This window comes from Pseudovibrio sp. SCP20 (assembly GCF_057774105.1).
Genome location: NZ_JBYMDH010000004.1, coordinates 1 through 23,875 on the forward strand (window position 1 = coordinate 1; position 23,875 = coordinate 23,875).

At 52.4% G+C, this 23,875-nt stretch carries 22 protein-coding genes; 13 read left to right on the forward strand and 9 right to left on the reverse strand.

Annotated elements, in window-relative coordinates:
* The first annotated feature begins 377 nt into the window (after positions 1-377).
* The 4 genes from AC3CB2_RS15870 to AC3CB2_RS15885 all read left to right on the forward strand — a co-directional run bounded on the left by AC3CB2_RS15870 (position 378) and on the right by AC3CB2_RS15885 (position 5,295).
* Positions 378-1,253 (forward strand): hypothetical protein, encoded by an 876-nt coding sequence (locus tag AC3CB2_RS15870; RefSeq protein ID WP_352934204.1) that lies wholly within the window; start codon positions 378-380, stop codon positions 1,251-1,253.
* A gap of 22 nt (positions 1,254-1,275) precedes the next feature.
* Entirely contained in the window at positions 1,276-1,731 is a 456-nt protein-coding gene (locus AC3CB2_RS15875) for a type III secretion system chaperone (protein ID WP_352934207.1), read from the forward strand.
* A gap of 415 nt (positions 1,732-2,146) precedes the next feature.
* The gene (locus tag AC3CB2_RS15880; RefSeq protein WP_352934210.1) at positions 2,147-3,124 is read left to right on the forward strand and encodes an aldo/keto reductase; all 978 of its coding nucleotides are present in this window, start codon (positions 2,147-2,149) and stop codon (positions 3,122-3,124) included.
* A 560-nt stretch (positions 3,125-3,684) separates the two neighbouring features.
* Positions 3,685-5,295 carry a BCCT family transporter gene (locus AC3CB2_RS15885; RefSeq protein WP_352934213.1) on the forward strand — a complete coding sequence of 537 codons (1,611 nt, stop codon included), beginning with the start codon at positions 3,685-3,687 and terminating at the stop codon, positions 5,293-5,295.
* 100 nt (positions 5,296-5,395) lie between these two features.
* Here the strand turns inward: AC3CB2_RS15885 and AC3CB2_RS15890 are convergent, their stop codons facing one another.
* On the reverse strand, positions 5,396-6,511 hold the full coding sequence (locus AC3CB2_RS15890) for an extracellular solute-binding protein (RefSeq protein WP_352934216.1): 1,116 nt from the start codon (positions 6,509-6,511) through the stop codon (positions 5,396-5,398).
* A 262-nt stretch (positions 6,512-6,773) separates the two neighbouring features.
* On the opposite strand from AC3CB2_RS15890, the gene mgtE reads away from it, so the two are divergent.
* From mgtE to AC3CB2_RS15905, 3 genes are all read left to right on the forward strand, one after another.
* Positions 6,774-8,180 carry a magnesium transporter gene (mgtE, locus tag AC3CB2_RS15895; RefSeq protein ID WP_352934219.1) on the forward strand — a complete coding sequence of 469 codons (1,407 nt, stop codon included), beginning with the start codon at positions 6,774-6,776 and terminating at the stop codon, positions 8,178-8,180.
* Between the two features lie 379 nt (positions 8,181-8,559).
* The gene (locus tag AC3CB2_RS15900; protein ID WP_352934222.1) at positions 8,560-9,510 is read left to right on the forward strand and encodes a hypothetical protein; all 951 of its coding nucleotides are present in this window, start codon (positions 8,560-8,562) and stop codon (positions 9,508-9,510) included.
* Positions 9,511-9,753: 243 nt separating this feature from the next.
* Positions 9,754-10,071 carry a cupin domain-containing protein gene (locus AC3CB2_RS15905; RefSeq protein WP_352934225.1) on the forward strand — a complete coding sequence of 106 codons (318 nt, stop codon included), beginning with the start codon at positions 9,754-9,756 and terminating at the stop codon, positions 10,069-10,071.
* A gap of 307 nt (positions 10,072-10,378) precedes the next feature.
* Here AC3CB2_RS15905 and AC3CB2_RS15910 read toward each other — a convergent pair whose 3' ends face one another.
* Positions 10,379-11,269 (reverse strand): class I SAM-dependent methyltransferase, encoded by an 891-nt coding sequence (locus AC3CB2_RS15910; RefSeq protein ID WP_352934227.1) that lies wholly within the window; start codon positions 11,267-11,269, stop codon positions 10,379-10,381.
* 322 nt (positions 11,270-11,591) lie between these two features.
* Between AC3CB2_RS15910 and AC3CB2_RS15915 the strand changes: the two genes are divergently transcribed.
* The gene (locus AC3CB2_RS15915; protein ID WP_352934230.1) at positions 11,592-11,999 is read left to right on the forward strand and encodes a cupin domain-containing protein; all 408 of its coding nucleotides are present in this window, start codon (positions 11,592-11,594) and stop codon (positions 11,997-11,999) included.
* Positions 12,000-12,142: 143 nt separating this feature from the next.
* Here AC3CB2_RS15915 and AC3CB2_RS15920 read toward each other — a convergent pair whose 3' ends face one another.
* Positions 12,143-13,594 (reverse strand): DEAD/DEAH box helicase, encoded by a 1,452-nt coding sequence (locus AC3CB2_RS15920; RefSeq protein ID WP_352934233.1) that lies wholly within the window; start codon positions 13,592-13,594, stop codon positions 12,143-12,145.
* Positions 13,595-13,958: 364 nt separating this feature from the next.
* The gene (locus AC3CB2_RS15925; protein WP_352934236.1) at positions 13,959-14,354 is read right to left on the reverse strand and encodes a hypothetical protein; all 396 of its coding nucleotides are present in this window, start codon (positions 14,352-14,354) and stop codon (positions 13,959-13,961) included.
* A gap of 72 nt (positions 14,355-14,426) precedes the next feature.
* Between AC3CB2_RS15925 and AC3CB2_RS15930 the strand changes: the two genes are divergently transcribed.
* The 3 genes from AC3CB2_RS15930 to AC3CB2_RS15940 all read left to right on the forward strand — a co-directional run bounded on the left by AC3CB2_RS15930 (position 14,427) and on the right by AC3CB2_RS15940 (position 16,312).
* The gene (locus tag AC3CB2_RS15930) at positions 14,427-14,849 is read left to right on the forward strand and encodes a hypothetical protein (protein ID WP_352934239.1); all 423 of its coding nucleotides are present in this window, start codon (positions 14,427-14,429) and stop codon (positions 14,847-14,849) included.
* Positions 14,850-14,885: 36 nt separating this feature from the next.
* Entirely contained in the window at positions 14,886-15,659 is a 774-nt protein-coding gene (locus AC3CB2_RS15935) for a hypothetical protein (protein ID WP_352934242.1), read from the forward strand.
* A gap of 326 nt (positions 15,660-15,985) precedes the next feature.
* Positions 15,986-16,312, forward strand: a complete 327-nt coding sequence (locus AC3CB2_RS15940; protein ID WP_352933678.1) for a hypothetical protein — start codon at positions 15,986-15,988, stop codon at positions 16,310-16,312.
* A 957-nt stretch (positions 16,313-17,269) separates the two neighbouring features.
* Here the strand turns inward: AC3CB2_RS15940 and AC3CB2_RS15945 are convergent.
* From AC3CB2_RS15945 to AC3CB2_RS15955, 3 genes are all read right to left on the reverse strand, one after another.
* A complete protein-coding gene (locus tag AC3CB2_RS15945) occupies positions 17,270-17,938 on the reverse strand; it encodes an HAD family hydrolase (RefSeq protein WP_352934245.1) in 669 nt (222 codons plus the stop codon).
* Between the two features lie 109 nt (positions 17,939-18,047).
* A complete protein-coding gene (locus tag AC3CB2_RS15950) occupies positions 18,048-19,103 on the reverse strand; it encodes a DUF418 domain-containing protein (protein ID WP_352934248.1) in 1,056 nt (351 codons plus the stop codon).
* A 47-nt stretch (positions 19,104-19,150) separates the two neighbouring features.
* Positions 19,151-19,735 (reverse strand): TetR/AcrR family transcriptional regulator, encoded by a 585-nt coding sequence (locus AC3CB2_RS15955; RefSeq protein ID WP_208982468.1) that lies wholly within the window; start codon positions 19,733-19,735, stop codon positions 19,151-19,153.
* 111 nt (positions 19,736-19,846) lie between these two features.
* Here AC3CB2_RS15955 and AC3CB2_RS15960 point away from each other — a divergent pair, with 111 nt between their 5' ends.
* Entirely contained in the window at positions 19,847-20,533 is a 687-nt protein-coding gene (locus tag AC3CB2_RS15960) for a hypothetical protein (RefSeq protein ID WP_352934250.1), read from the forward strand.
* A gap of 41 nt (positions 20,534-20,574) precedes the next feature.
* On the opposite strand, the gene AC3CB2_RS15965 is transcribed toward AC3CB2_RS15960, so the two are convergent.
* Together AC3CB2_RS15965 and AC3CB2_RS15970 are read right to left on the reverse strand one after the other, a co-directional pair.
* Entirely contained in the window at positions 20,575-21,765 is a 1,191-nt protein-coding gene (locus AC3CB2_RS15965; RefSeq protein ID WP_352934252.1) for a cation:proton antiporter, read from the reverse strand.
* Positions 21,766-21,905: 140 nt separating this feature from the next.
* A complete protein-coding gene (locus tag AC3CB2_RS15970; RefSeq protein ID WP_352934254.1) occupies positions 21,906-22,679 on the reverse strand; it encodes a class I SAM-dependent methyltransferase in 774 nt (257 codons plus the stop codon).
* A 164-nt stretch (positions 22,680-22,843) separates the two neighbouring features.
* On the opposite strand from AC3CB2_RS15970, the gene AC3CB2_RS15975 reads away from it, so the two are divergent.
* A complete protein-coding gene (locus AC3CB2_RS15975; RefSeq protein WP_352934256.1) occupies positions 22,844-23,845 on the forward strand; it encodes a succinylglutamate desuccinylase/aspartoacylase family protein in 1,002 nt (333 codons plus the stop codon).
* Positions 23,846-23,875: the final 30 nt, after the last annotated feature.

Genomic DNA, 23,875 nt, shown 5'->3' on the forward strand with positions numbered 1-23,875 from the left:
GCCGGCAGCGCCGTCGCTCTCGATGAGCTGGGTTATAGGCCTGAGCCCTCAAACCGTCAACCTATAAACGACAAAAAAACGCAAAAACATCACCAACCTATGTGCAAAACACAATCAACCCGCAGAAATCTGCCAAATCTCCAGCCTGGGGAAAGAACCATGGGCCATAGGATAACTCATAGAGCCTATAGGTAATGTCGATCAAAACGCACAAAATGCGAATGATTTAAGAACCTTACGCAAGGAGAAGCTAAATCCTCCAGCTCAATCAAGTTCCGCAAATACACTTATAGAGTGTAGTTATATTTAGCACACCCCAAAGTAGCTAATCGCGTTATATCCCCGTCCAAACTTACTTCAACGTGGAAGGTGCACAGATGGATATTACGTCGACCTCAAACTCAGTCAGTGGTGCTTTTGGTGTTCCTCCCCTCACTGATGGCGCAGCCGTACAAGGCGGCATTGCAGATGGGGCATTTCTTAGCGCTGAGAGTGTCAGTCGGTCGGGGAAACCGGCAGATGATCAACTGCGGCCCTCCTCTTCTCATAAACAGAGCTTTGCTCAAGTTGGTGAAACATCCGAACTTCAGAGTGTAAAGAGCCGGGTTGAAGAGCGCCGGGATGCTAAGCGGGAACTTGTAGCTGACCTTATTGATCTGATTGAAACCGGACACGGCGGTTCCAGAGCCTTGATGGCAGGTGCGTTTGAACGAACGACTGAGAAACTCAACGTGTTGATGATCAAGATCGAAGAGTCTCCAGCACTCAAAGATATTGTCAAAACCGGAAAAGGCTTCAAATCCGCTCCCGATGGGTTGATCAACGTTCTTTCCCGCCGGGACAATATGCATTCCTTCCTGAAGGCTCACACTGCACGCGATATGTACAGTGAAAACTTTTGCCTTCAGTCGATGGTTTCTGATTTGAAGTCCTGGACCGGAAAAGTCATCGACACACAAAAGCACAGCTTTGATCGGGCTACGGCTGCGGATCTCCACCAGCGTCTGGATGCTTCAACGGATGTGGGGGCAGCTGAGTATGCCAAAAATCCTGCCAGCCGTGCGCCGGAAACACCAGAGGAAGCGGTTCAATATCTCTTCTTTGCTATTGGTTTGTTCGGCAACGATAAGGAAGCCTGGACTGACTATGCCAAGGAGCCTTTGCAGGACACCTTCCCTACCATTCAAAACCTGAGTTTTGAGCGGGCCCAAGCTGTATTTGAGCGTAAGTCCGCAGCTGGTGATTATGCTTAGGGCGATGAGAAGGTAAGACGACATGACAAACCAGTTTAACTCCATGCTGGCCCAACTTGGCGAGAAATGGGGCCTTTCTCTCCGTCTGGATCAGCAAAACGCCGCAAAGCTCACCGACCGACACGGCACCGTTTGGCAGCTTGAGTATTATCCTGAGACAGGTTCCTTCACTTTTTCCGGTGTAATTGATTGCCAAATCCATTCTGAAGAGGATTACTCTTTCTGGCTTGGCCTCAACCGGGAGCGGGACCTGATGGGGTACTCTTACATAAGCGTGGAGGATGGGCTGGTGCATCTGGAATGCACTTTGCCAGCTGACGTTCTGGATGCGCAACAGCTTGGGAACTTGCTCGAGAATATGAGTGGGTTGATGGTTGAGTTGGTGGATTATGGGGCGAAGGGTACTTTGGTGAGGTCTGTGCCTTTACAGAATGGCGCCGGTCAAACAGATGGGGCTCTTATGTTTCTGGAGGTTTAAGGCAACAAGGCACAGAGCTAAGCCGCTTTCCATAGCTTAGCCTGTCTCTGAGACCACTTCTTTTATATAGGGCCTGTCGTTTGCGTTGGTTTGCGTGGTTTTGCGTTGAACCGCGTTTTTTTGCGTTGTTATGTTGTTCTGAAGCAGATGCAGAGTGGTTTGGCGCGATTTAAGAGCCTCTGTTCGCGCCCTATAGAGAAGTGTCTTTCTTCTCCATCCAACCCATACTCACTCCCCTTCTATGAATTCTTATCCCTGCGACTGACAAATCTATCCCCGCCTCTGCCTCAGTCTTTGCAGGTTTGGAGAGCTTCTGCCCTTCAGAGTCAGGTCTGGAAAGGCGGTTATGGCGCATTGTCATCATTGAGTTTGTGTGCTCCCTTCGCTTCGGGAGATCTTAATCACGGAAATAAGAATGATTTTCAAAGCTTTGAAAGAAATGAATACCTCTGTTCTGGGATTTGGTTGCTGGGCTGTGGGCGGCACCTGGAACGATACCGAGGATCAAACCTCCATCCGAACCATGCAGACTGCTGTGGAGCTGGGCATCAACTTCTTTGATGTTGCTCCGGTTTATGGGCTGGGCCATGCCGAGACGCTTTTGGGAAAAGCGCTTGAGACCACCGCGCGTGAACAGGTCTACATTGCCACCAAATGCGGGCTGGTTTGGAACAACCCGGAAAAAGCCGTCAAAAACAACCTGACCAAAGCCTCTATTATTGAAGAGGTGGATCAGTCACTGGTTCGTTTGCAGACAGATTACATTGACCTTTTGCAGTGTCATTGGCCTGACCCAAACACGCCGCTGGAAGAAACAGCTGAAGGGCTGCGTGCTGTGGTGGAAAGCGGGAAGGTTCGTCATCTGGGCGTCTCCAACTTCTCGCTGGGGATGACGCAGGAGCTGATGCAGCATTGTGAGCTGGCGACCTACCAAGGGCTTTACAATTTGCTGGAGCCGAACGCCACGCATTATCACAGTATTCCGCTGAGCTACCGCAGCCGCGATGAGATCATTCCACTTTGTGAAAAGCATGATCTTAAATACCTGCCGTATAGCCCACTGATGCAGGGGCTGCTGACAGGGACATTCAAGCCGACCGGTAACTTTGATGAGAAAGATGACCGAGCGAACAATCCGAAACTCAACTCACCGCTACTGGAACAGTATCTGGGCTGTGCAGATGAGCTGAAGGCGTATGCAGAGAAAGCGGGCATGCCGCTGGCGCATTTGGCTATGGGTTGGTTGATGGCACAGGAAGCTGTTGGGCCAATCATCACCGGTGCTTATCAGGAATGGCAGGTGAAAGAGAACATTGCCGTTACTGAACGCACCTATGATGCAGCCCTATTGAAGGGCGCAGAAGACATCGTGGCGAAGTGGTCACTGGCATAAAACAGCAAAACCCAGCTCCTGCAGCTGGGTTTTCTTTTCTGCTCTCAGTAACAGAGGGCCTGCCTCTCTATACACCAGACTACGGAACAACACCGTCAGAAATGCGATTTTGCAATAATGAGATTGCAACCTGAGAGATGTGGGATAGGAACCTTTTATATCTGGCGTTGCTTTTGCACGATCAGGCAAGGTTGAAAAAGCTATCCCCAGCCATACGTAGTTTTACGCTTGTGTGCAATGCATCTAAATTTGTAGGTTTCGCGCACATCAAGTGGTGTCTATCACTTCACCATCAGCGTCGGCCCTTCTTACTTGGCCTGATCACTTTCGCTGTTTGGCGCCACTATCCATCTGTGCTTCCGCCATGGGAGCAACCGCGTTGCCAGCTTCGCCCCTTCGTTTGGGCCTTTTACTTCTGGCAGTGATCATGGACTCGCCCTTGAGTTTTCGCGGCAGATGGCAAACAAGCGGATTTTGGCTCTTGGTCGAGCTACTCAGTCCATGCAACGCGCGCATTCGGTGCTGCACGTGTGGATGTCTGCCAATAAAACAGGACCAGTATGACTGATCAAACCTGCGCAGATCTCATCCCGGCCCCGGAAGGGCCGTCTAATCCTATTGATACAGACTACGAAGTTGGACAAGACAATATTACACCACGAATCGCTGGTGTTCCGTTTGACGTTCACAACGTGGTTTTCACTATCTCCAGTATTGCGATTGCAATTTTTGTTGCGATTACTCTGCTCTACAAAGACGCTATTGGTCCGGTCTTCACCGATCTTCGTGTGTGGCTGACTTCTAGCTTTGACTGGTTTTTCCTAATTGCCGGCAATATTTTCGTGTTGCTTTGCCTTTTCCTGATTGTCTCTCCACTCGGGAAGGTGCGGATCGGCGGCAGAGATGCAAAACCAGATTACAGCTACTCAGAATGGTTCTCCATGCTGTTTGCAGCTGGCATGGGCATTGGCCTTGTGTTCTACGGCGTTGCTGAGCCTATCGGGCATTACTCTTCCATCACCTCTGGCAGCAGCTGGGCGCCTTTGGGCGGTGAAGCGCTGAATGGTGCGGAAGCAGAACGCCTTGCGATGGCTGCAACCATCTTCCACTGGGGTCTGCACCCATGGGCGACTTACGCTGTGATCGCACTTGGTCTGGCGCTGTTTGCTTACAACAAGGGTCTGCCACTGACCATCCGCTCCATTTTCTACCCTATACTGGGTGAACGCGTTTGGGGTTGGCCGGGTCACGTGATCGACATTCTGGCTGTATTTGCGACCTTGTTTGGTCTGGCGACTTCTCTTGGTATTGGCGCTGAGCAGGCAAATGCTGGTCTGCAGCATCTGTTTGGCATGGAAAGCACCACAACCTCCAAGGTTCTGCTGATCATCGCGATCTCTGCTATTGCGCTGTGTTCCGTTGTTCTGGGTCTGGATAAGGGCATCAAGCACCTTTCCACCTTCAACGTGATTACTGCTGCTTTGCTGCTGGGCTTCGTTCTGCTGGCAGGTCCAACACTGGATATTCTGCAGAAGCTGTTCTGGAACCTGGAAGCTTATCTGGAGTACCTGCCTGCGCTTTCCAACCCGGTTGGCCGCGTGGATGACAACTTCCGTCAGGGCTGGACAACCTTCTACTGGGCCTGGTGGTTCTCCTGGGCGCCATTCGTGGGCATGTTCATTGCGCGCATCAGCCGTGGTCGTTCTGTGCGTGAGTTCATGATCTGCGTGCTGGTTATTCCAAGCGTTGTGACTACCCTTTGGATGACTGCATTCGGTGGCACCGCGATTGAGCTGGAAGCAACCACGACCCTTGGCAAGATTGCAGGTGCAGCGACAGAAATTCAGCTGTTTGAACTGCTGAGCAACCTGCCGCTGGCAGAAATCACCTCTGTTCTGGGCGTTGTTCTGATCATCACCTTCTTCGTCACCAGCTCCGACTCCGGTTCTCTGGTGATCGACACCATCACTGCAGGTGGCAAGGTGAATGCACCGGTTCAGCAGCGCATCTTCTGGGCGTCTCTGGTGGGTCTTGTGGCAATTGCACTGCTGCTGGGCGGCGGTCTTTCCAGCCTGCAAGCGATGACCGTTTCCACCGGCTTCCCGTTTGCGATTGTCCTGCTGGTCGCATGTTTCGCGATCGTCAAAGGTCTGCGCAGCGAACCGAAGTAAGGCAGAGCTACATAGAGCATTTTAAAAGCGGCGGAGTATTCTCTGCCGCTTTTTTCATTTGTACTCTTATATGAGCGATAAGCTCCTGCTCTTCACTGCATCAGTGGATGGTCGCTGCCAGCTTTTTAGCGGCGGCGCGCATGTTGGATGGGAGCGGGATATAGCCGGAGGAGATGGCGGCGCCTCTTGCCTGTCCGCTTAAGACGAACTCGGCGAACTCACGCACGGCATTTCCCGTTTTTGCGTCTGGGTAGACGTCTTCCGTCACCAGCCAGAAAAATGAAATGATGGGATAGGCGCTTGGCGACTCAGGATTATGGATCTCATCGATGGACAGCGGTTCTCCGCTGCGGCTGATTTCCTCGATGGCGGCTTCACCTGCATTTAAGGATGGGGCTACAAAGTTGCCCTTCTGATTTTCAACCAATGCCATGGGAATACCGAGCGTGCTGCCGAAGGCGGAAGGCGCGTAACCGATGGAACCGTTGATCTCCGTGAGCTTGGTCACCACCTCAGATGAGCTGGGCACGAGGATGGTGTCTTTCGGGAAGGTTTCCAGCGGCCAGATGCTGGCTGTTTTGCCGGCCCACGCATTTTCTGCGGAATAGAGGTGTCTGGACAGCGCTAGATTTGCGCCACTGGCATCACTGCGGCCGATGATGGTGATCTTCAGTTTCGGTAGGCGCAGGTCCGGGTTCACCATGCGGATTTCGCGGTGGTTCCAGAACTGGATGGAGCCGTCAAAGATGCCAGAGAGGGCGTTGCGGGTAAGCTTAAGGTGCCCTACCCCCTCGATATTGTAGAGAATGCCAAGCATGCCTGCGGTGATTGGGATTTCCAGCAGTTTGTCTTCAATGGCGACAGGCTCATCCGCTGCGTCGACATCCAGATCTTGTTCCAGAATGGCTTCCAGCGGTGCACTGGAGACGGCGAAGTCCACCTTGCCGGATTGCAGGGCCAGCACACCGGCGCCACTGCCGATGGGGTCGTATCTGACTTCGATATCCGGATTGGAGGTTTTGAAGAGACGCAGGGTCTCGTTGAACAGAACGTCCGGATACATGGAGCCGGCGCCGCTGAGCTCTTCGTGGGGTTCTGCCTGAGCGTAGCTGTCCTGCGCGTATGAAGACTTAATCAGAAAACCGGTTGCCAAAAGTGAAAGAAACGATGCAGCTAAAATCTGAACGCACAGTTTTGGAGAGATCCGGTTGAGCATGGCACATCTTTCTCGGAGATTTTCCAATATGTAGACGCTGTCCTGCGTCATTTTTCTGCTGGCAGGGGCAAGTTGATCTGCCGGTCCAATGTTCCTCATAGCTTAGATTTTATAAAGGCTTCCTCTTTGCGGGTTGCGGTATTCTTTGAAAACTTTAGGAATGCTCTCAGCCGATTGGTTTTGCTTGATCTTAGGGAGAGATTTACTTCGCTGAGGCATGGTCTGGGCAAGCAGCGAACGTACCCAGACGAAGGTGCGGAGGATGGCCAAGAACAAGAAGCCACTCCAGTGGAGCAGTAAGGCAGATACAGCAGCGCATGAGCACAACAAGCAGGTGCTGAAACAGGTGCGCCATCAGTTGCGTGTGGACGATACCATCCCATTGGTGAAGCGGCTGAAAAAGTGGTCCCCCACGGACCTCTTGCAATTGCTGACCGCCCTGCCCTTGCCTGAAGCGCGCAAGCTGTTTGCTTTGCTGCCCATTCGCCCCTCCACCAAGATTTTGGCTGAGCTTTATCCGGACTTTCGGGCGGAACTGCTCAAGGATGGGACTACGGCACGGCTGGTGGAGATCCTCAATACCATGAAGGAGAGTGATCTAGCTGATACGCTGGACGAGTTTCCGCAGAGCCTTTTGGATATTGTGGTGCCGCAGCTGGATGCGCGGGCGGAGATTGAAGAGCGGATACGGCATGGAGAGGACACTGCCGGACGCCTGATGAGCCGCAAGTTTGTGGCTTTCAATCAAGATTACACTGCCGAGAAGGCCATTGCCGCGATCAAGAGTCAGTATGATCTGGTAGGCCGGTTTCGCACCGTGTTTGTGGTGGATGCCAAGCACCGACTGGTGGGGCGACTGGATGTGACGCGCCTTTTGACGCTGGAACCCAAGGCTCGCATTGGTGATGTGATGGATGCCAATGTGCTGGCGGTTTCTGCGGAGATGGACCAGGAGGACGTGCTGCGCAAAGCAGCCAAGCGGCAGATTTCCTCCATGCCGGTGATTGACAGTGACGGCAAGCTGATTGGCCGGATCACCACTGAGCAGATGAACCAGATTGTGCGCGAAGAACTCTCGGAAGACCTGATGCTGATGGGCGGTGTTTCGCCGGAAGCGCGGCCGACGGATTCCGTGCGCCGGATCATCAAAGGCCGGTTGCCTTGGCTGATGACGGGGCTGATCGGCTCTGCTGTGGCCGCACTGGTGGTTGGGTCTTTTGAGGATGAACTGGAGAAGGCGGCTATTCTGGCGGCATTTATTCCAGTGATCATGTCCATGGCGGGCAACTCAGGCCTGCAGGCCTCTGCCGTTGCGGTTCAGGGCATTGCGACGGGCTCTATCTGGACGGGCAGCACGCTGTTCCGGCTCTGGAAGGAGTTCTGCGGGGCGATTTCCAACGGGTTTATTGCGGGTAGCGTACTCACGGTGTTGATCAGCATCGGGGCCATTTTGTTTGAGATTCACGATCCCGTTTGGCTGGCACTGACGGCGGCACTCTCGCTGGTCATCGTCACTACCGTGGCAGCCATGGTAGGGGCAACAGTGCCGGTAATACTGGACAAGATCGGCATTGATCCAGCCGCCGCAACGGGCGTTTTCATCACCACCAGCAATGATGTGCTGGGCGTGCTGGTCTACTTCACCACCGCCAGTTTTCTTTATTTGTAGCCGACTTGCCCTACTGCGGGAGTAAGGCCAACTATCCACTCATGAAGGCATACTGACGAGAAAATCGAGCCGAAAGCGGACATTCAGGAAGTTTAACCAAATATTGCAGTGGACTGAAGCACTTGAAAAAGAGCTATTTGAAGCAATTTAAACGGAGGTGATGACATCTATATCTACGACATGAACAGACTTGATAAGCAGGGCGACAAACTGGACCAGAATGACCGCGTTTGCCCCACCATGTCAGTTATTCGTCTGCGCAGAAAGGCAAAATCTCAGCAAGACAAACAGAAATGAGGGATATACATCAATCTATACTTTCAAAGTTTTGTTTAATTGACGCATAAATTGCAAAAGATGCAAATTTCAAGGTGAACCTATGGCAACGGCTGATCAGGATAATTTCACATCAACTCAAAAATTGATAATAGAGCAACATCAATCAGAATTTCCTGAGAATGTGAATAGCGATCTGAACCAATTATTGCTCCAGAGCTATGATAACCATGCTCAAACGGTACGCGAGCATAGAGAGCGCATCTGGCGCTCAATCGATGATAGCAGCGATATCATGCTTAAATCCGTTTTTGATTTCGGTCTTAATGCACTTCGCACTTCCGCATTGATCGCAGGTGCAGCCCTTGCTTCAGTTACGGGCTTACTCCCGGGAATCGAAAAAGTCTTAGGTCACAGCATACCGGATGAAGAACTGCGATGGATTGCAATACAGTTCAGCATTGCTTTAGTTCTTTCCGTAGTAGCAAGTGGAACTGCGTATATTACGCAATTTTTCTATTCTAAATGTCAAGAACACCATAATAAAATTTGGGATTTCCCCTACATAACATACCAACCAAAATTTTATCAGAAGCAAAACTACGGGATCGCTTTTCACTACATTACAGTATTACTGTGTGTGCTCGTGTATGTGTTCCTTGGATATGGTTTCAGTTGTCTTCTTATAACAAGCAACACGGTCCCTCAAATCGCAGCGATACCATTGGAGCAAACGATGCCCGACATAAGCCTCTTCACTGGAATAACGATTGGCGCAGTAGGTGGAGCATTTGCCGGGATATCAGTGAAAGTAGCAGGATGGCTTGCAGAACAAGTTCGTGTTTATCGCCAGAAAAAGCAACTCTATTGCTGGTTACAGACAAACACATCTTACCAAACTGGAGAGAAATGGCGTTCAACCCGAAGCATTGCGAGCTACAATAACCTTACCGAAGATAGAGTTCGTTACATATGTTCAATCCATAAGAGCATTTTTCTCTCAACGGGTGAAAAGGAAGACCTCTGGGGGATCTATAGATCGAAAGAAGACTAGCTCTCATAAAGCTGCTTTATTTACATACTTCATCGCAAGCTTAGAAAGAGCAAACTTCCATAGAAATCTCATTATAATCAGGGCCCCTTGCTACTGGTAATGTCCGTCGTGTGCACACCGAGATCCGCCAGGCTCACAACATGCTGTGGCAGGTCTGGGCGGTGCTCTCTTTTCACTTCGGTAAACTCACGATAGCTTTTGTTTTTATCCGGCGCTTACAAGGCTCAGATTGGGAGGGACTTCATGGAACAGGAACAGAGCTTCAGTCATAGTGAGGGGGAGAGTGGTGCGTTTGAGGCGCGGGGGTTGCGGAGTTATTTTGAGTATCGCGACCTTGGCATGGCGGAGGCGACCAACGGGGCTGTGGTTGCGCATGTGATTAAAGCGCGGGAGGGGCACAATGCGACGGGGCAGTGGCATGTGCATGATTGCTCCTTTCAGTTTTATTATGTGCTGAAAGGCTGGGCGCGGTTTGAATATGAGGGGCACGGCATTCGCACCGTGAGGCCGGGCGATTGTGTAGTGCAGCTCTCCGGCATTCTCTCTCCAAGGCATTCCTAAGAGAAAATCGTGATACTAACAGACATCCGCGCCGATCTATCATGGTTTGATAATAGATCTGACTAGCCGCGTTTATGCACTAATCAAAAGCTAGCAACAAAGTGCTCAAAGATCCCCTCACGCAGCCTCGACCATCCCAGAATTCTTGCCTGAGCTCCGAAACAGCCTGATAGCCCCTACAACGATGGAAACAAGTCTGTCCGGCACGCATTGTATAACGGAACTTGCTGGATGATCTAACTGTAGCAGGGCGCAGAAGCGCCCAGCATCTTTGATGCGAGCATCAGGACTGGCAACACTATAAAGGCTACGTCGTCAAATTTTTAACAGTAGCTTCCTTTCCCTGATGGGCCTTTGAACCACTACCTCGCGAACGCTCTCGTCTTGCACGCTCTCGCAGGACTTCAGGGTTTTGGATTCCGTCCCAATAGTCATCAACCCACTGCTCATTCACAGCTGTCTCTGCTTTTGTAGCCGAAAAAACGGCGCGGCCAATCTTTCGGTCAAAGGATTTATCAAGGCTCGCGTCATCTGTTTTCAGTCGCTCATGCCCATCGCCCGAATGCCGGATGAGTGAACCGAGTTTCACATCAATGAAGCCCATAGATTGAAGAGTGCATTTCATTCCGGTGACGTTGAAGAAGGTACACGATGTTGGATCATAAGGGCCTTTCACTTCTCCAGCGGGGCAGAACATCATCGGGTACTGGCTCATCGAAGTGAGAATGCCGCTCTCAACAATCATGGTGCCGCCTGGTCTTAGGCATTCCTGGAGCTTTTTCATCACCCAAAATGGATATCTGAGATGATAAAGGACACCGGCAAATATAATGACATCGAAAGTTCCGAATGTGTCTTGGCGAAGGTCATTTACATTCATCTCCACCATCTTGACCTTCGATTTCCGGGCAGGAATAACGAGTTCAACTGCGCCGGTCGATATCAAGTTATCAACCCCAATGACTTCCGATGCCCCTTTTTCTTCTGCATAAAAACTAAAGAGACCATCGCGGCAGCCGATATCCAGAACCCGCTTCCCAGTGAAATCGATCTTATCGAGAGATTCGATCACTAAATCCCACATGTATTTAAAATGCGGACGTCCGGGGGTCTGAAGTCCAAACGGAAGATCAACGATGTGATAGAATTGATGCCTTGGCAGTTGTTCTTCAATCTGTGTTCTGGTCAACGCGGTCATTTAAAAGCCTTCGACAGTACAACAATGGCCCAAGAGAGCAGATAAAAATAATAATGGAGAGAAACCCTACGGCAGATTGAAAAATGGCGCAATTTACTAAAAGTAATGACCGAAAACGCCCAGTGTAACCATGTCAATTTATGCGATTTGTTGACTTTGTAATGAGCCTGCGTGTTGATGAAGATCTACTAGCTGTACTGCGATTAATGCTCAGTCATGAGACTGATCCGAGTCTGGCAGGTGCTCTCTTTTCACTTCGGTAAACTCACGATAGCTTTTGTTTTTATCCGGCGCTTACAAGGCTCAGATTGGGAGGGACTTCATGGAAAAGGAACAGAGCTTCAGTCATAGTGAGGGGGAGAGTGGGGAATTTGAGGCGCGGGGGTTGCGGAGTTATTTTGAGTATCGCGACCTTGGCGTGGCGGAGGCAACCAACGGAGCTGTGGTTGCCCATGTGATCAAAGCGCGGGAGGGGCACAATGCGACGGGTCAGTGGCATGTGCATGATTGCTCCTTTCAGTTTTATTATGTGCTGAAAGGCTGGGCACGGTTTGAGTATGAGGGGCATGGCATTCGCACGGTAAGGCCGGGCGATTGTGTGGTGCAGCCCGCTGGCATTCGCCACCGAGAGATTGAGCATTCCGAAGATTTTGAGCTGATTGAAGTCGTCTCGCCGGCCAACTTTGGCACCCGCGCGGAAGACGAAGAGGTTGAGGCCACCGAGGCCTGATAGCAAAACCGGGGCTAAAGCAGGCCGCATTTTGGCTGAAACGCTTGGTCTGCTTTAGCTTTTGTTTTTGCTTATCTTTGTCTGAAAACCGGCACCCACTTTTCAGAGATACACTTTAGAGGCCCCGGCGTTTCTTCATAAACTCAGCGCTGCGCCGCTGCTGGTTTTGCGCGGCGTGGTCTGCCGCTCTGAGAGCGATTTTGGCTGCGGTTCTGGCCGTTTTTGTGGCCCGGACGGGCGTTTGCGTTTGGCTTGCCGCGACCACGACCTGCATTTGGCTTTGCGCCTGCTGGTCTTGCACCATTCTCGCCAGCTTTGCCCTGAGCAGCTCGACCTGCACCACCGGCTGAGCGGTTAGCGCCGCCGCCACCGCCATTGCGACGACGATTGTTTTGCGGACGTTTGTGGCGCTTGAGGCGTTGTGGTTCAGCCGTTGGGTCGAATGTTGACACATCACCGGATGCGCCATCCCAATCGCTGTCGCCAGATGGGATCTTGCGGCCGATCAGGCGTTCGATATCGCGCAGGTATGGCTGTTCGGTTGCATCACACAGGGAGACGGCAACGCCGCTTTTGCCTGCGCGGGCAGTACGGCCAATACGGTGCACGTAGGCTTCCGGCACGTTTGGCAGCTCGTAGTTGACCACGTGGCTGACGCCATCAATATCAATGCCGCGGGCCGCGATATCCGTTGCCACGAGGATTTTGATGCGGCCATTCTTGAAGCCATCCAGCGACTTTTCGCGGTTGCGCTGGCTCTTGTTGCCGTGGATCGCGGCTGAGCTGAGGCCTGCTTTTTCCAGATGGCCGCTGACACGGTCTGCCCCGCGTTTGGTGCGGGTGAAGACGATGGCGCGCTCGATATCATCTTCGGAGAGGATATCCAGTAGAGCGGCGCGTTTTGAGCTGGAGTTGAGGAAGCGTACGGACTGGTCGATCTTCTCGATCGGACGGGACACCGGCGCGACCGAAATCTCGTGCGGGTTGCTCAGGAATTCCTTGGCCAGATTGCGGATCTGGATTGGCATGGTGGCGGAGAGCAGCACTGTCTGGCGCACTTTTGGCAGTTTGCCAAGAATACGGCGGATGGCTGGCGCGAAGCCAAGGTCCAGCATCTGGTCGGCTTCGTCCAGAACAACCGTAGTTGTAGCGTCCAGCTTAATGCCGCCGGTGCTCATGTGGTCTTCCAGGCGGCCCGGGGTGGCGATCACAATGTCCAGACCTTTGGACAAAGCGCGCAGCTGCGGGCCGGGCTTCACACCACCAAAAATCACGGCAACAGACGGGCCGATGAACTGGCCGTAGGTGCGCACGCTTTCGGCGATCTGGGAGGCCAGCTCACGGGTTGGTGCTAGAATGAGCGCGCGGCAGGTGTGCGGCGCTGGTTTCTTGCGGTCTTCTGCCAGACGGGTGAGCAGTGGCAGCACGAAGGCGGCGGTTTTGCCGGTGCCTGTTTGTGCGATGCCGAGGATGTCCTCGCCCTCTTTCATCAGCGGGATCACTTCGCGCTGGATTGGGGTTGGAGCCTCGTAGCCTTCTTCTTTTACGGCGCGCAGGATGGGTTCTGCGAGGCCAGCTTCGTCAAAATTCTTCACTCTCGTACGTCCAAGATGTGCGGAGCACGCGCCCTGATCTGGGATCAGGCACTTGCTCATAATATGAGTGCCAGCATGATCCCCGCAGACAAGCGTCTACGTGGCCAGACTGGCTAAATTTGAGATCCATGGAGTTTGAGAGGTGACTTTTAAAGCGACCTAGAAACGCTGCGGACCACGGTGCATGCCCGTGTTACATCCCACTCGAGCAGGCTGCCCTTCTTGTTCTTCTAAGGCAGCAGGGTAGCGCCCACAGCATAAGCCCGATGAACGCGTTGGCTGAGGAGATATAGGGATTTTTGTGGGAATGCAAGGGGGATGGATAGAACTAGCCTCCCCTTCACTCAGAAGCTATTTGCTTTCTTCATCTAATAACAGCACCGCTAATAGCTTTAGATTGCAGAGCTCTCTTCCGGGCAATCTCTGCATCTACTCTTTTAGGATCTCCATCTGGCAACCTAACCGGCACGCTAAACTTGATTTTGTTGGCATAACTAGCGGACAGCTGCCCCCCACCTTCAACTCCAACACCAAATACCTTTAGCGCTGCTTTCCCACCCCCTTTGTTTTCAGCACTCACAGCAACATCAAACTCAACTGTAGAGAAGACTCCAAGCTCACCACCATTGATTAGGCTACCTTCGAGTTTAACACCTTTTAAGCCAGCATTTACGTTGTCACCGCTCTCACCAGCTTGCGCTTCCCGCACACCTTCCAAAATTTGCTGAAGGCTTTGCGTTACAAACTCACGAAGTTCCATCCCACCACCGCTAGATAAATTCAAAGACTCAATTTAGAGTTGAGCATATCTTAAACCAACTACGAGGTCAGCATGTCAAATCTCAAGGCTCATCAAGAGTTAATAGGGAAAATTCTCCACTATCTTTTCGATCAAGGCCTACGAAAATCTGAAATCAACTCTGATATGGCTGATGAGTTCTACAAAGGAACCTCATTAGAAGGTCTCGGTGACTTTGAAGTACTTTCAGATGTAGTTGATTGGATGGAGCATGAAGGCATCATTTCGATCGCCAATAACTTTAAAGCAATGGGTGGGGCATTTTCCAATTACGGAGTTCAGTTAACTTCAACGGGTATCTCAATGATACAACAGCAAACTTTTGCCGAGTTAGAGGATAAGACCATCGAACAGGAGATTGAGCAAAGTAATGGAGATATCAGTGCAGAAAAGTACGGGAAGATCGGCTCTTTGATTGGAGGTTTCGTAGGCGGTCTCTCGCAATCATTTAATTAGATTCACTTACTGCATACCGTTCCAATGGAGGAGCAAATGTATAGTCTAGAGTCTTTGGAGATTTTTCGAAGTTTTTTGGAACAGTACAACACTCAGTCAATGGCTATCAAAGAACGTCTAATCATGTTTGGCTTCCAGCAACACGAAGCGACAAAGTTTGCTAAGTACGGAGCAGCGAGACGTTTAAGCCTACTGACCAACTCTGTTAACTTGGTTTTTCATCATATACCTCCTTCAGAACAAATAATTCCTCAAGATTCCGATCGAGACAGTGCTAATCTTGCTATTCATTCTTTCATAATTAACTCATTCGGTTTCTTAGACAACCTTGCTCATACATGGAATTCAGAGGTAATTCCTCGAGACAAAAATGAGAACCTTTTCGAAAAGAAGTATATCGGCCTCCAGAAAAAGAATAAGAGTTTTCGGAAGATACTTCCTGAGGTCGTTAGAGAAATACTGCGTAAACACGATAACTTATTCAATGATGCAAGCAACATTCGTGACCATCTCGCACACAAATTGCCACCCTATGTAGTACCCTTCATTTTGCCTGCAGAGAATGAAAAGCGATACAAAAAGCTTGATCAGTTGAAGTTAGCAGCATTGAGAGCAGGTGACGTAGAACGGCATACAGAGCTGGAAGCCGAGCAAAAATCACTTTGTCTCTTTCACCCAATTATTAGCTTGGATGTCCAGAACGAAAAAACTTACATTTTTCACGAGCTGATTAGACAATTGTTTCTTGCGCTAATTGAGATTGCAGATGTGGTCTTGGTTGAACTCAAAAAACTTCAACATCAGAGATAGAATACGTATCCTTGGGGCAACACCTCCGCCTTCTTCTGCAACTTTTCGTTGACAGGTGGAGCGTTCCATTCCACATTCTTATGTGAGGCGTCGAAACCTCCTTTCCACGCGGTAGCCGCTCCCGTAACTAGCGGATTTTTTGTGCCTTTTTTCTGAAGGTGCGAACCCTTTGCTATGAGCGGGAGGGCGGTGAATACAATACCCTTTCGGGGGGAATAAACTCGCCTGCCGTGGTCAGGTTTCGAACCTCCCGCTCGCCAGTGGGTCTTCGAAAACTCGTTTGTCGTGCGGTTCATTCAACAGCCAACCACGTGAGGGCTTTGATTATGGACGACACTGCATGCGCCTGTGGCGCCACAAATACTCTTCAAAATGAAATTGACGAAGTGAACGTTGCCGTTTCTGATCTTCAGAACCTTGTTTACGTTCAGCATTTGGTGCTGAGCGAGCGGATGAAGAACAGCAGCGAGCGTGATGCTTTGATCACCTTGCACTATGCACTCTCTGACCGCCTAGAGGCACTTGATAAGACCTGCGGAATTTTGACTGATGCGTTGTTCGGCACCTTCTCCCCTAGAGGAGCATCCGACAGCGCGACACGCAGCGTCGCCTCTCCTACACCGGTCAACACCAATATTGTGTCTCTTGATTAGATCACTGTGATCGGCACTCCAAGGGCTGGTCTCTACCTACCCTTGCACAGCCCTTCATGAGTGTCCTGCTGGTCTGCGGCCGGGCGCCTTGTGCCCGCAGGCCAGCGCTTTTGTGTGTTTGATTGGGGGATGGCTTGTGCTTTTTCGCTGGGTTTAGGGGATATGGATCCCGGCTCGGGGGCCGGGATGACACCGGAATGGGCGCTCTTGCCGTCATGCCGGACGGAACGGGGTGGAGATCCGGTATCCAGAAGAGAGGTTTTGATTTGAGGCTCTGGGTCCCGCATCGCGCTGCGCTTGTGCGGGATGATGGTGGGGCGTGGGGGGGCCAAAACTTATGCCCCTTTTGCTGCGTGGCTGCATACTGAAAGGCAGGTTCATGCTGACGGGTGGTTTGGGGGAACGTCCCTCAGGCTGGTGTGAGCCGGGCGGGGCTACTGTGAGAGGTAACGTATTTCGCAGCAGGTCCGTGGAGGTTCCCCTTTCACCAACAGTGTTGAGGGATAGCGGATGTCCGGTCAGGCCAGAGGGCACCAGCACTGGTGCCACTTCTCTGCGAGAAGTGGCATTCACAGTGTCTTTTGGAGTATGGCCTTAGCCTCCTGCAAAAACGCCCGGGCAAGGCGACATGCCAATGCCGAAGAAACTTATTTACTCATAGTGCGCAGGCGTTGTCTGCTGCCTTGCCCATCCCGGTTTTCGGGAGATTTCAGCCTCACCACTGCATGGGATGCCATGCGGTGCTGTTCGTGTTTGTGCAGTTTGTTTTTCTCTTCCACGACAAACGAGCCCGACGCCCTTCTGGTTGGCGCTGTGCTTTCTCGCCAGCTTCAGGGGGTATGGATCCCGGCGCGGGGGCCGGGATGACACCGAGGGATGATCCGCCAACAATGCGCGGAAGAGAGGTTCTGATGTGGGGCTCTGGGTCTCGCATCGGGTGCGGGATGACGGTGGGGGTTAGGCTGGTACGAGGCCCAGCAGGTCTGGCAGGGCTGTCATGGACTGGAAGGGGTGGGCGCCGAAAAGGGTTATTGGGGTTGGCATGTTTTCCGGCGAGTAGACAAAGCTGCGCATGCCTGCGTTGGCGGCGGCTTTGAGGCCGGTGGCGCTGTCCTCAATCACCACGCAATGCTCCGGGTTGATGCCTGCCATTTTCGCACCATGGAGGAACAGATCTGGAGCGGGTTTGGGCACACCGACATCCGTAGCGGTGAAAACGTTATCACCGAAGAACGGCAGCAGGCCCGTGACCTCCAGTGACAAGCGGACTGTTTTTGGATGGCCGTTAGAGCCGACGCAGATGGGAATACCGGCGTCAACCAGCTGCTCTACCACTTGCTTCACGCCTTCAACCGGCTGCGCTTCCTGCCTCATCGCGACGTTGGCTTGTTCGTGGAAGTCCTGTGTCCAGGTTTCTGGCGCGGTCAGGCCCTGCTCCTTGAGGTAGTCCTTCACATCACGGCTGGTTTTACCGACGAACATCTCCCAGCACTGCTGAAAGGACAGCGGCGCCCCAAACGACTGCATCATCTGGTGCAGGATGCGGATGTAGATCTTCTCTGAATCCACGAGCACGCCATCACAATCAAAAATCACCAGTTTTGGAGGGGAGGATAACTGAAGCACTAAACTATTCCCGAAGCTAAAACGCGAGGGTAACTGCAGGTTGAAGTTGAGGCAAGTGTGGTTTGGGTGAGAGAGGTGCCCGTTTATCACCTCCCCTGCTTTCGATTTTCTAGCCCGCGACCTTGCGCATGAGGGCTTCGATGGGGCCGCGTTTGAAGAAGCGGCTCCAGATGAGGGCGTAGATGACGGCCAGGACGCAGAAGATGCCAGAGGCGAGGAAGGCACTCTGGGTTGTCTGTCCGCCGAGCAAGCCGAGCTCGTCCATCACGCCCATGCCCAGCAGGATGTGGGCGAGATAGAGCGTCAATGTCTGGCGGCCCGCGGGGTTGAGCACGGCCAGCACGCCGATGCTTTTCAGCAGCGGGGCTGCGCGCAGGCACAGGCCGACCACCATGGAAGCAACGGACATTCCGGCGATCAGATAGAACGGCATGGGTGGGATCGGGTTGGTCGTGACCAGATCCACCAGTTCCGGGTCCACCATGGCCAAGAGTGGCTGCAGGTAGGCGCTAACGGCATTCACCAGCAGGAAGGCCATAAGCCCGCCAAGCATGAGGGCGTCCTGCGTTCTGGCGGAGGAAAGCGTCCAGCGGCTGAGCATCACGCCGTAGAGCAGGAACGCGAGCCACGGGATGACGGGGTGCCAGCCGTTGAAGAACAGATTGCGGACGAAACCAACCGGGGTCCAGAACTCAGGATAGGAAAGGTCCGTCCAGTTCCAGCCTGCCTCGTAGTCCAGCGAGAGAACCATCAGCACAGCCGTGGTTGCCAGACCAGCAATGACCCAGCCCAACGCCCGATTGCTCAAGGGCAGTAGCAGTGCACCGAAGAGGAAATAAAACGCGTAATAATGCAGGATATCCGCATCAAAAATGAGCATATTGAGCAGACCCAGCACAAGCAGGAAGGCGGCGCGTTTGAACGTGGTGAAGATGGTGAGATTGATCTCTCCCTTCAGCCCCGCGAGACCAAGCCCGATGCCTGCCAGCACCACAAAGGTGGCCGCAGCCCGGCCTTCCAGCCCATAGATGATGGCGCCGAGGAATCCCCCTGCCCCTTCTGCCCCCATAACGATGGAGAAGTTGACGATCACCATCCCTACAAAAGCGATGAACCTGGCGAGGTCCAGTCCTTCCAGACGCCCGATTTTTGTACCTGCAGCCATCACGTTTTCACCCTGCCTTACGTGTGTTTATGCTGTCTGCCCTGCCCTTATGCCCCTGCCAGTGCTGTGCCTTTGACCTTCTTTGTTATGCCGCCAAAGAGGGTTTGGATGGCGAGGGCGCTGGCGTCGTTGGTGGCGATGTTGCCTGCCTTTGCGGTACTTGCCGCGGCATACAAAACAGCGTCCAGAGAAGCGATGATCCAACTGTTCGGGATGAAGGAGAGAATGTCGCCTTCTGCCTTTGCTCGATCAATTAAGTCACAGAGTTCCTGATCGTGACGCTTGATTTCTCTCGCGATTTCAGGATCATCCCACACGTCGGGATTCTTCCAGAGGAAGTGACAGGAATCTGCATAAGGCACCAGAGCGCCTACAATGGCTTTGAGCTGTTCAAACGCTTTGCGCTTGCCTTTTACGGCTGTGTAGCAGGCTTCATCCATCTGCTCCAAAGCGCGGAAAGCCACGTCACGCAGCAATTCCTCACGGGTGCCAATGACACGGTGGAGAGTAACGCGTTTGACGCCTGCGGCTTCTGCAATATCTGCCAAGGAAGCCCGTGGCTGCATGTTGAGCACGCGCACGGCTGCTTCCAGCAGTTTATCTTTAGTGGTGTTGTTCAATGGTATTGACATGATACGCATATGTATCATTTAATACACAACTGTCAATAAAGGTCCTGTAATTTTTCGCAGGAAATAAGAAGGTTCAAAGCCCATGACTGATATCAATACAATGGATATTTAATGAGTATTATCAAAAGATTGCCCCACGCTTGCGTTGTGGCACTGCCTCTTTTTGCCGGGGCGTTGTTTAGCTTGCCTGCCCATGCTGATCATTGGGTGCCCTGGGCTTTTTCGTGGGATCGCAACGAAGCAACACATCAACATGTCAGCCCTGAACAGGGGCTGAAAAAGATTAAAACCACATCCCTCTGGAGCCCTGAAGGGGAGCTTCTGGTGGTGCGGCTGGTGAAATCCAAAAGCTTTTTGAAGATGGTTGAGATGTTCGAAAAGGAGATCTCAGAGAAAAGTAATCCGGAGCTCATCTCGCGATATGGCATGCTGCTGACCTACGGTGCTTACATGTCTGATGATGAAGACGACATGGTTGAGCTGGCGACAGCGGCGGATGAGTATTATGATCTGGCGCTGCAAAAGGATAACACCTGCTGGGGTGGATGGCTTGGCAAGGCAACGCTCTATGGCTTTTCCGAGGAGCGGGATCTGGAGGCTTCTTCCATCAAGATCCTGAAGTCCATGATTGAGGCACAGCAGAAGACCAAGTCCAACTGGCATCATGTGTACCCCTATCTTGTGCTGGGGGCGATCTATGAGCGGAAGCGGGATTTTCTGACAGCCAGAGAAATCTGGACAGAAGGTCTGCGGCACTTCCCGAATAATGAAGCACTGAATTCCAAGATGGCTGATTAGGCCATTGTGTGCTGGCAAGGCTTGTTCTTGCCAGCCTTTCTCTAATTCTTCTTCAATGCCTTGATGAAGGAATGCGCTGTTATTCCGTGCAGAATGACACTGAGGCCGATGGTGGTGACAGCTGTTGAGGCAATCACAGAACTGCCCGGCAGGTTGGCGTCCAGCACCACGATGGCGAACACAATGCTTGCCAATCCACGCGGACCGAACCATCCAATGAACAGCTTCTCTTTTGTGCTTAAGGGCTCCCCCCTTAACACCAGATAGACTGGCAGAATTCTGACCAGCGTCAGACTGAGGATGGAATAGGCGAGGATTTCCCAAGTGAACTCATGCAGGACAGAGCCGATGATGGCGGCGCCGAAGATGAGCCATGTCATAAGGGAGAGCGAGTCCCCTATTCCTTCAGCCGAGTCCAGTAGCTGCTCTTTGTAGGGCTTCTCCAGCCATCCAAAGACGATGCCGCCCACAAAGGCCGCTATGAACCCACTTCCCCCTGCCAGCTGGGCAACGGAGAAGCAGCAGATGGCGAGGGCGACGACAGTCACCTGCTCCCACGTTTTGGACTGCTCTTTGCTTTGGAAGGAGTAGTCGATGATCTGCCCGGCCAGCGTGGCAATGCCGATCCCGACAAGAACACCCAATCCAATCTGCTCGGCCAGAAGCTGGGCGGCCATTTTGTTTAGGTGGGTGATCAGAGATGGATCAGCTGCGATTGGCAGAAGTGAAAACACGATGGGCACGCAGATCCCGTCATTCAGCCCGCTTTCGGCATTGAGGGTTCCTCTGATCTTTGCAGGTACAGACGGGTCTGTCACAACGGCTTTGCCCAGAGCTGCATCTGTGGGCGCCAGCAAGGCAGCTAAGATGGCGACTTCGATTATCGGCAGTTCTGGCAGCAAGGCCATTCCTGTTCCAATGCCGAAGAGGATCGTCAGGGGAAGGCCGATTAGCAGGAGGCGTCGCGGCAGATCGATATTGGTTGCAAGAACCTTGAGGTTGGCTTTGGCCGCATCGGTAAACAGAACGATGGCAAGGGCCAGCTCTGCCAATGCCTTAATGGACTCATTGGTCAGTTTGACCTGGAACCACTCCAACCCATCGTTGCCAAGCAGAAAGCCGATGATGCAGAACAGCAATGCCCCGTTGACTGGCTTTTGCTCCAGCCGCCGGCTCATGACGCTGTACAAAAAGACCACTGCAAAGATAACAGTCAGGTTCTGATAGGACATTGGGCCGTTTCTGTCTTGCGGCTCCCACCTATCATGCTCAGTGGATCGCCCTCAGGTTATGATGCGCCCACACTCTAAGAAGATAGTCTTTGCATTGGTTTAAGCAGCTTTGGTCGATTTGCCTGAGCTTCTCAATAGTCTCAGCAACGTCCGCTGAAGACCTTTGTTGCGTATTCGATTACAACCGGCTCTCCCTCCGCCCAATGATCCTGCAGGATGATGTTGAGCTCTTTCAGGAAGGCCCCCTTGCTTGCCTTGATCGCAGCCTGCACTTTTGAGGAGCTCTTGGCCATTTCGACGAACTCACTCTGGGAGAGCGTACGGGACCAAGGGAAGCTTTGGATCTGCGTGTCTGCAAAGCCTGCCTGTACCATCTCCTGAGCATAATCAAACTTGCGGTAGTCTCTGGAGTAAGCGCTGTTGTGCGTTTCGATCAGCGTTTCATAGGCATCCATGAACGCGCTGCCTTCCAGCTGACGGTTGTTTTCGATGATGACGAGGTGACCGCCTTTAATGAGAAGGCGCTGTGCTTCCTCATAAAACCTTGGCCGATCAAACCACTGAGCCGCTTGCGCGACGGTGATCAGGTGGAAGGCATTGTCCTGAAACGGCAGCTGTTCCGCATGGGATTGATGCCAGGAGATTGCTCGGTCTGCATCCTGCTCCCTTGCCTGAGAGAGCATGTCTTCATTCACATCACAGCCGGTGAACTTGCTCTGCGGGGCTAGCGCCAGCAGCTGTCGGGTTAAGATTCCAGTACCGCAGCCAACATCCAGCAGGCTTCCCTGCTCTGCCCCTCTGGACGCTGCCAGCAGATCAACAATCCGCTCCAACGCCTTTTGCGGATAACGCGGGCGAGCTTGATCATAAATCTTCTGCAAGCCCGAAAATGCGTGTTCGCTGGTAATCGTCATGGGGACACCTCAAAATGGATACATAAGTATACAATGTGAGATACTGCTATGGGACTGAGAAGTCAATGAAGGTGCCTGTGTTGGCCTGGAGCCTCACAACAACTATGTGAGCTTTGATGTAAACTCACTTGTTCATCGCGTTGCTGGCGGGATAGGTTTCTCTCATGAAAACAACAAATGATATCATTGATGGTGTACCGGTTATCGAGAAGCTCAGTGTTGATGAGCTTGGGGCTGGTAAGCACCGTTTTTTCTTTAAAGCGACCACCGACTCCCTGGGCAATTACCACCGTGTGCCGGTGATCGTGATTAAAGGGTCTGAGCCGGGGAAGAAGCTTTTCATTCAGTCGACGCTGCATGGGGATGAGGTTCAGGGTGTTGATGTGATCCACCAGCTGCTGCCGCATCTTGATCCGGCGACACTGAAGGGCACAGTCATTATGGTGCCGGGCGCGAACCCTCCGGGTATGCAGCTGGCTTCCCGCTACTATCCTTCCCAGAACGAGACGCAGACGTTTACGAACCTCAACCGGATGATGCCGGGCGATGCAACAAGCTCTAATGCGGGCAGTCGTTTTGCATATGCGCTGTGGCATAATCTTTACATGGACAATGCGGATATCTTTCTGGATCTGCATACGGATTCCACGGGTACGGCCTTTCCGTTCTTCATGTTTGCTGACTTCCGCAGCGCAGATGTTTGCCGTTTGGCAGCGCTTCAGCCTGCGGATCAGATATTGGAAGACGATGGCATCGACGGTTCGGTTGAAACTGAGCTGGTTCGTGCTGGTATTCCATCACTTACGGTCGAACTGGGCTGCGCCAATGTGTTTGATCCGGACATGACCCGCCGCGGTGTACAGGGCATCCTGAACACCTTGGTGGACTACAAGATGATTGCGGGCAAAGTCGACCTGCTCGGCATCGAGACTTATGTGGGCAATGAAGAAGTGTCTGTTACCGCAGATCAGGGTGGTTTTGCGCGGGTGCTGGTTAAGCTCAATCAGGATGTGACCAAGGGCCAGCCTGTCGCCACCATGACCAATGCCTTCGGTGACATTGTGGCAGAGTACTCCGCGCCTTGTGATGGCCGCGTGCTTTCCGTGTGCACTACGCCTTTGCGCGAGCCGGGCGCAACCATCATGCAGGTTCTACGCCGCATTTAAGATTAGCCGAGAGCAGGCTGTTGGTTTGGC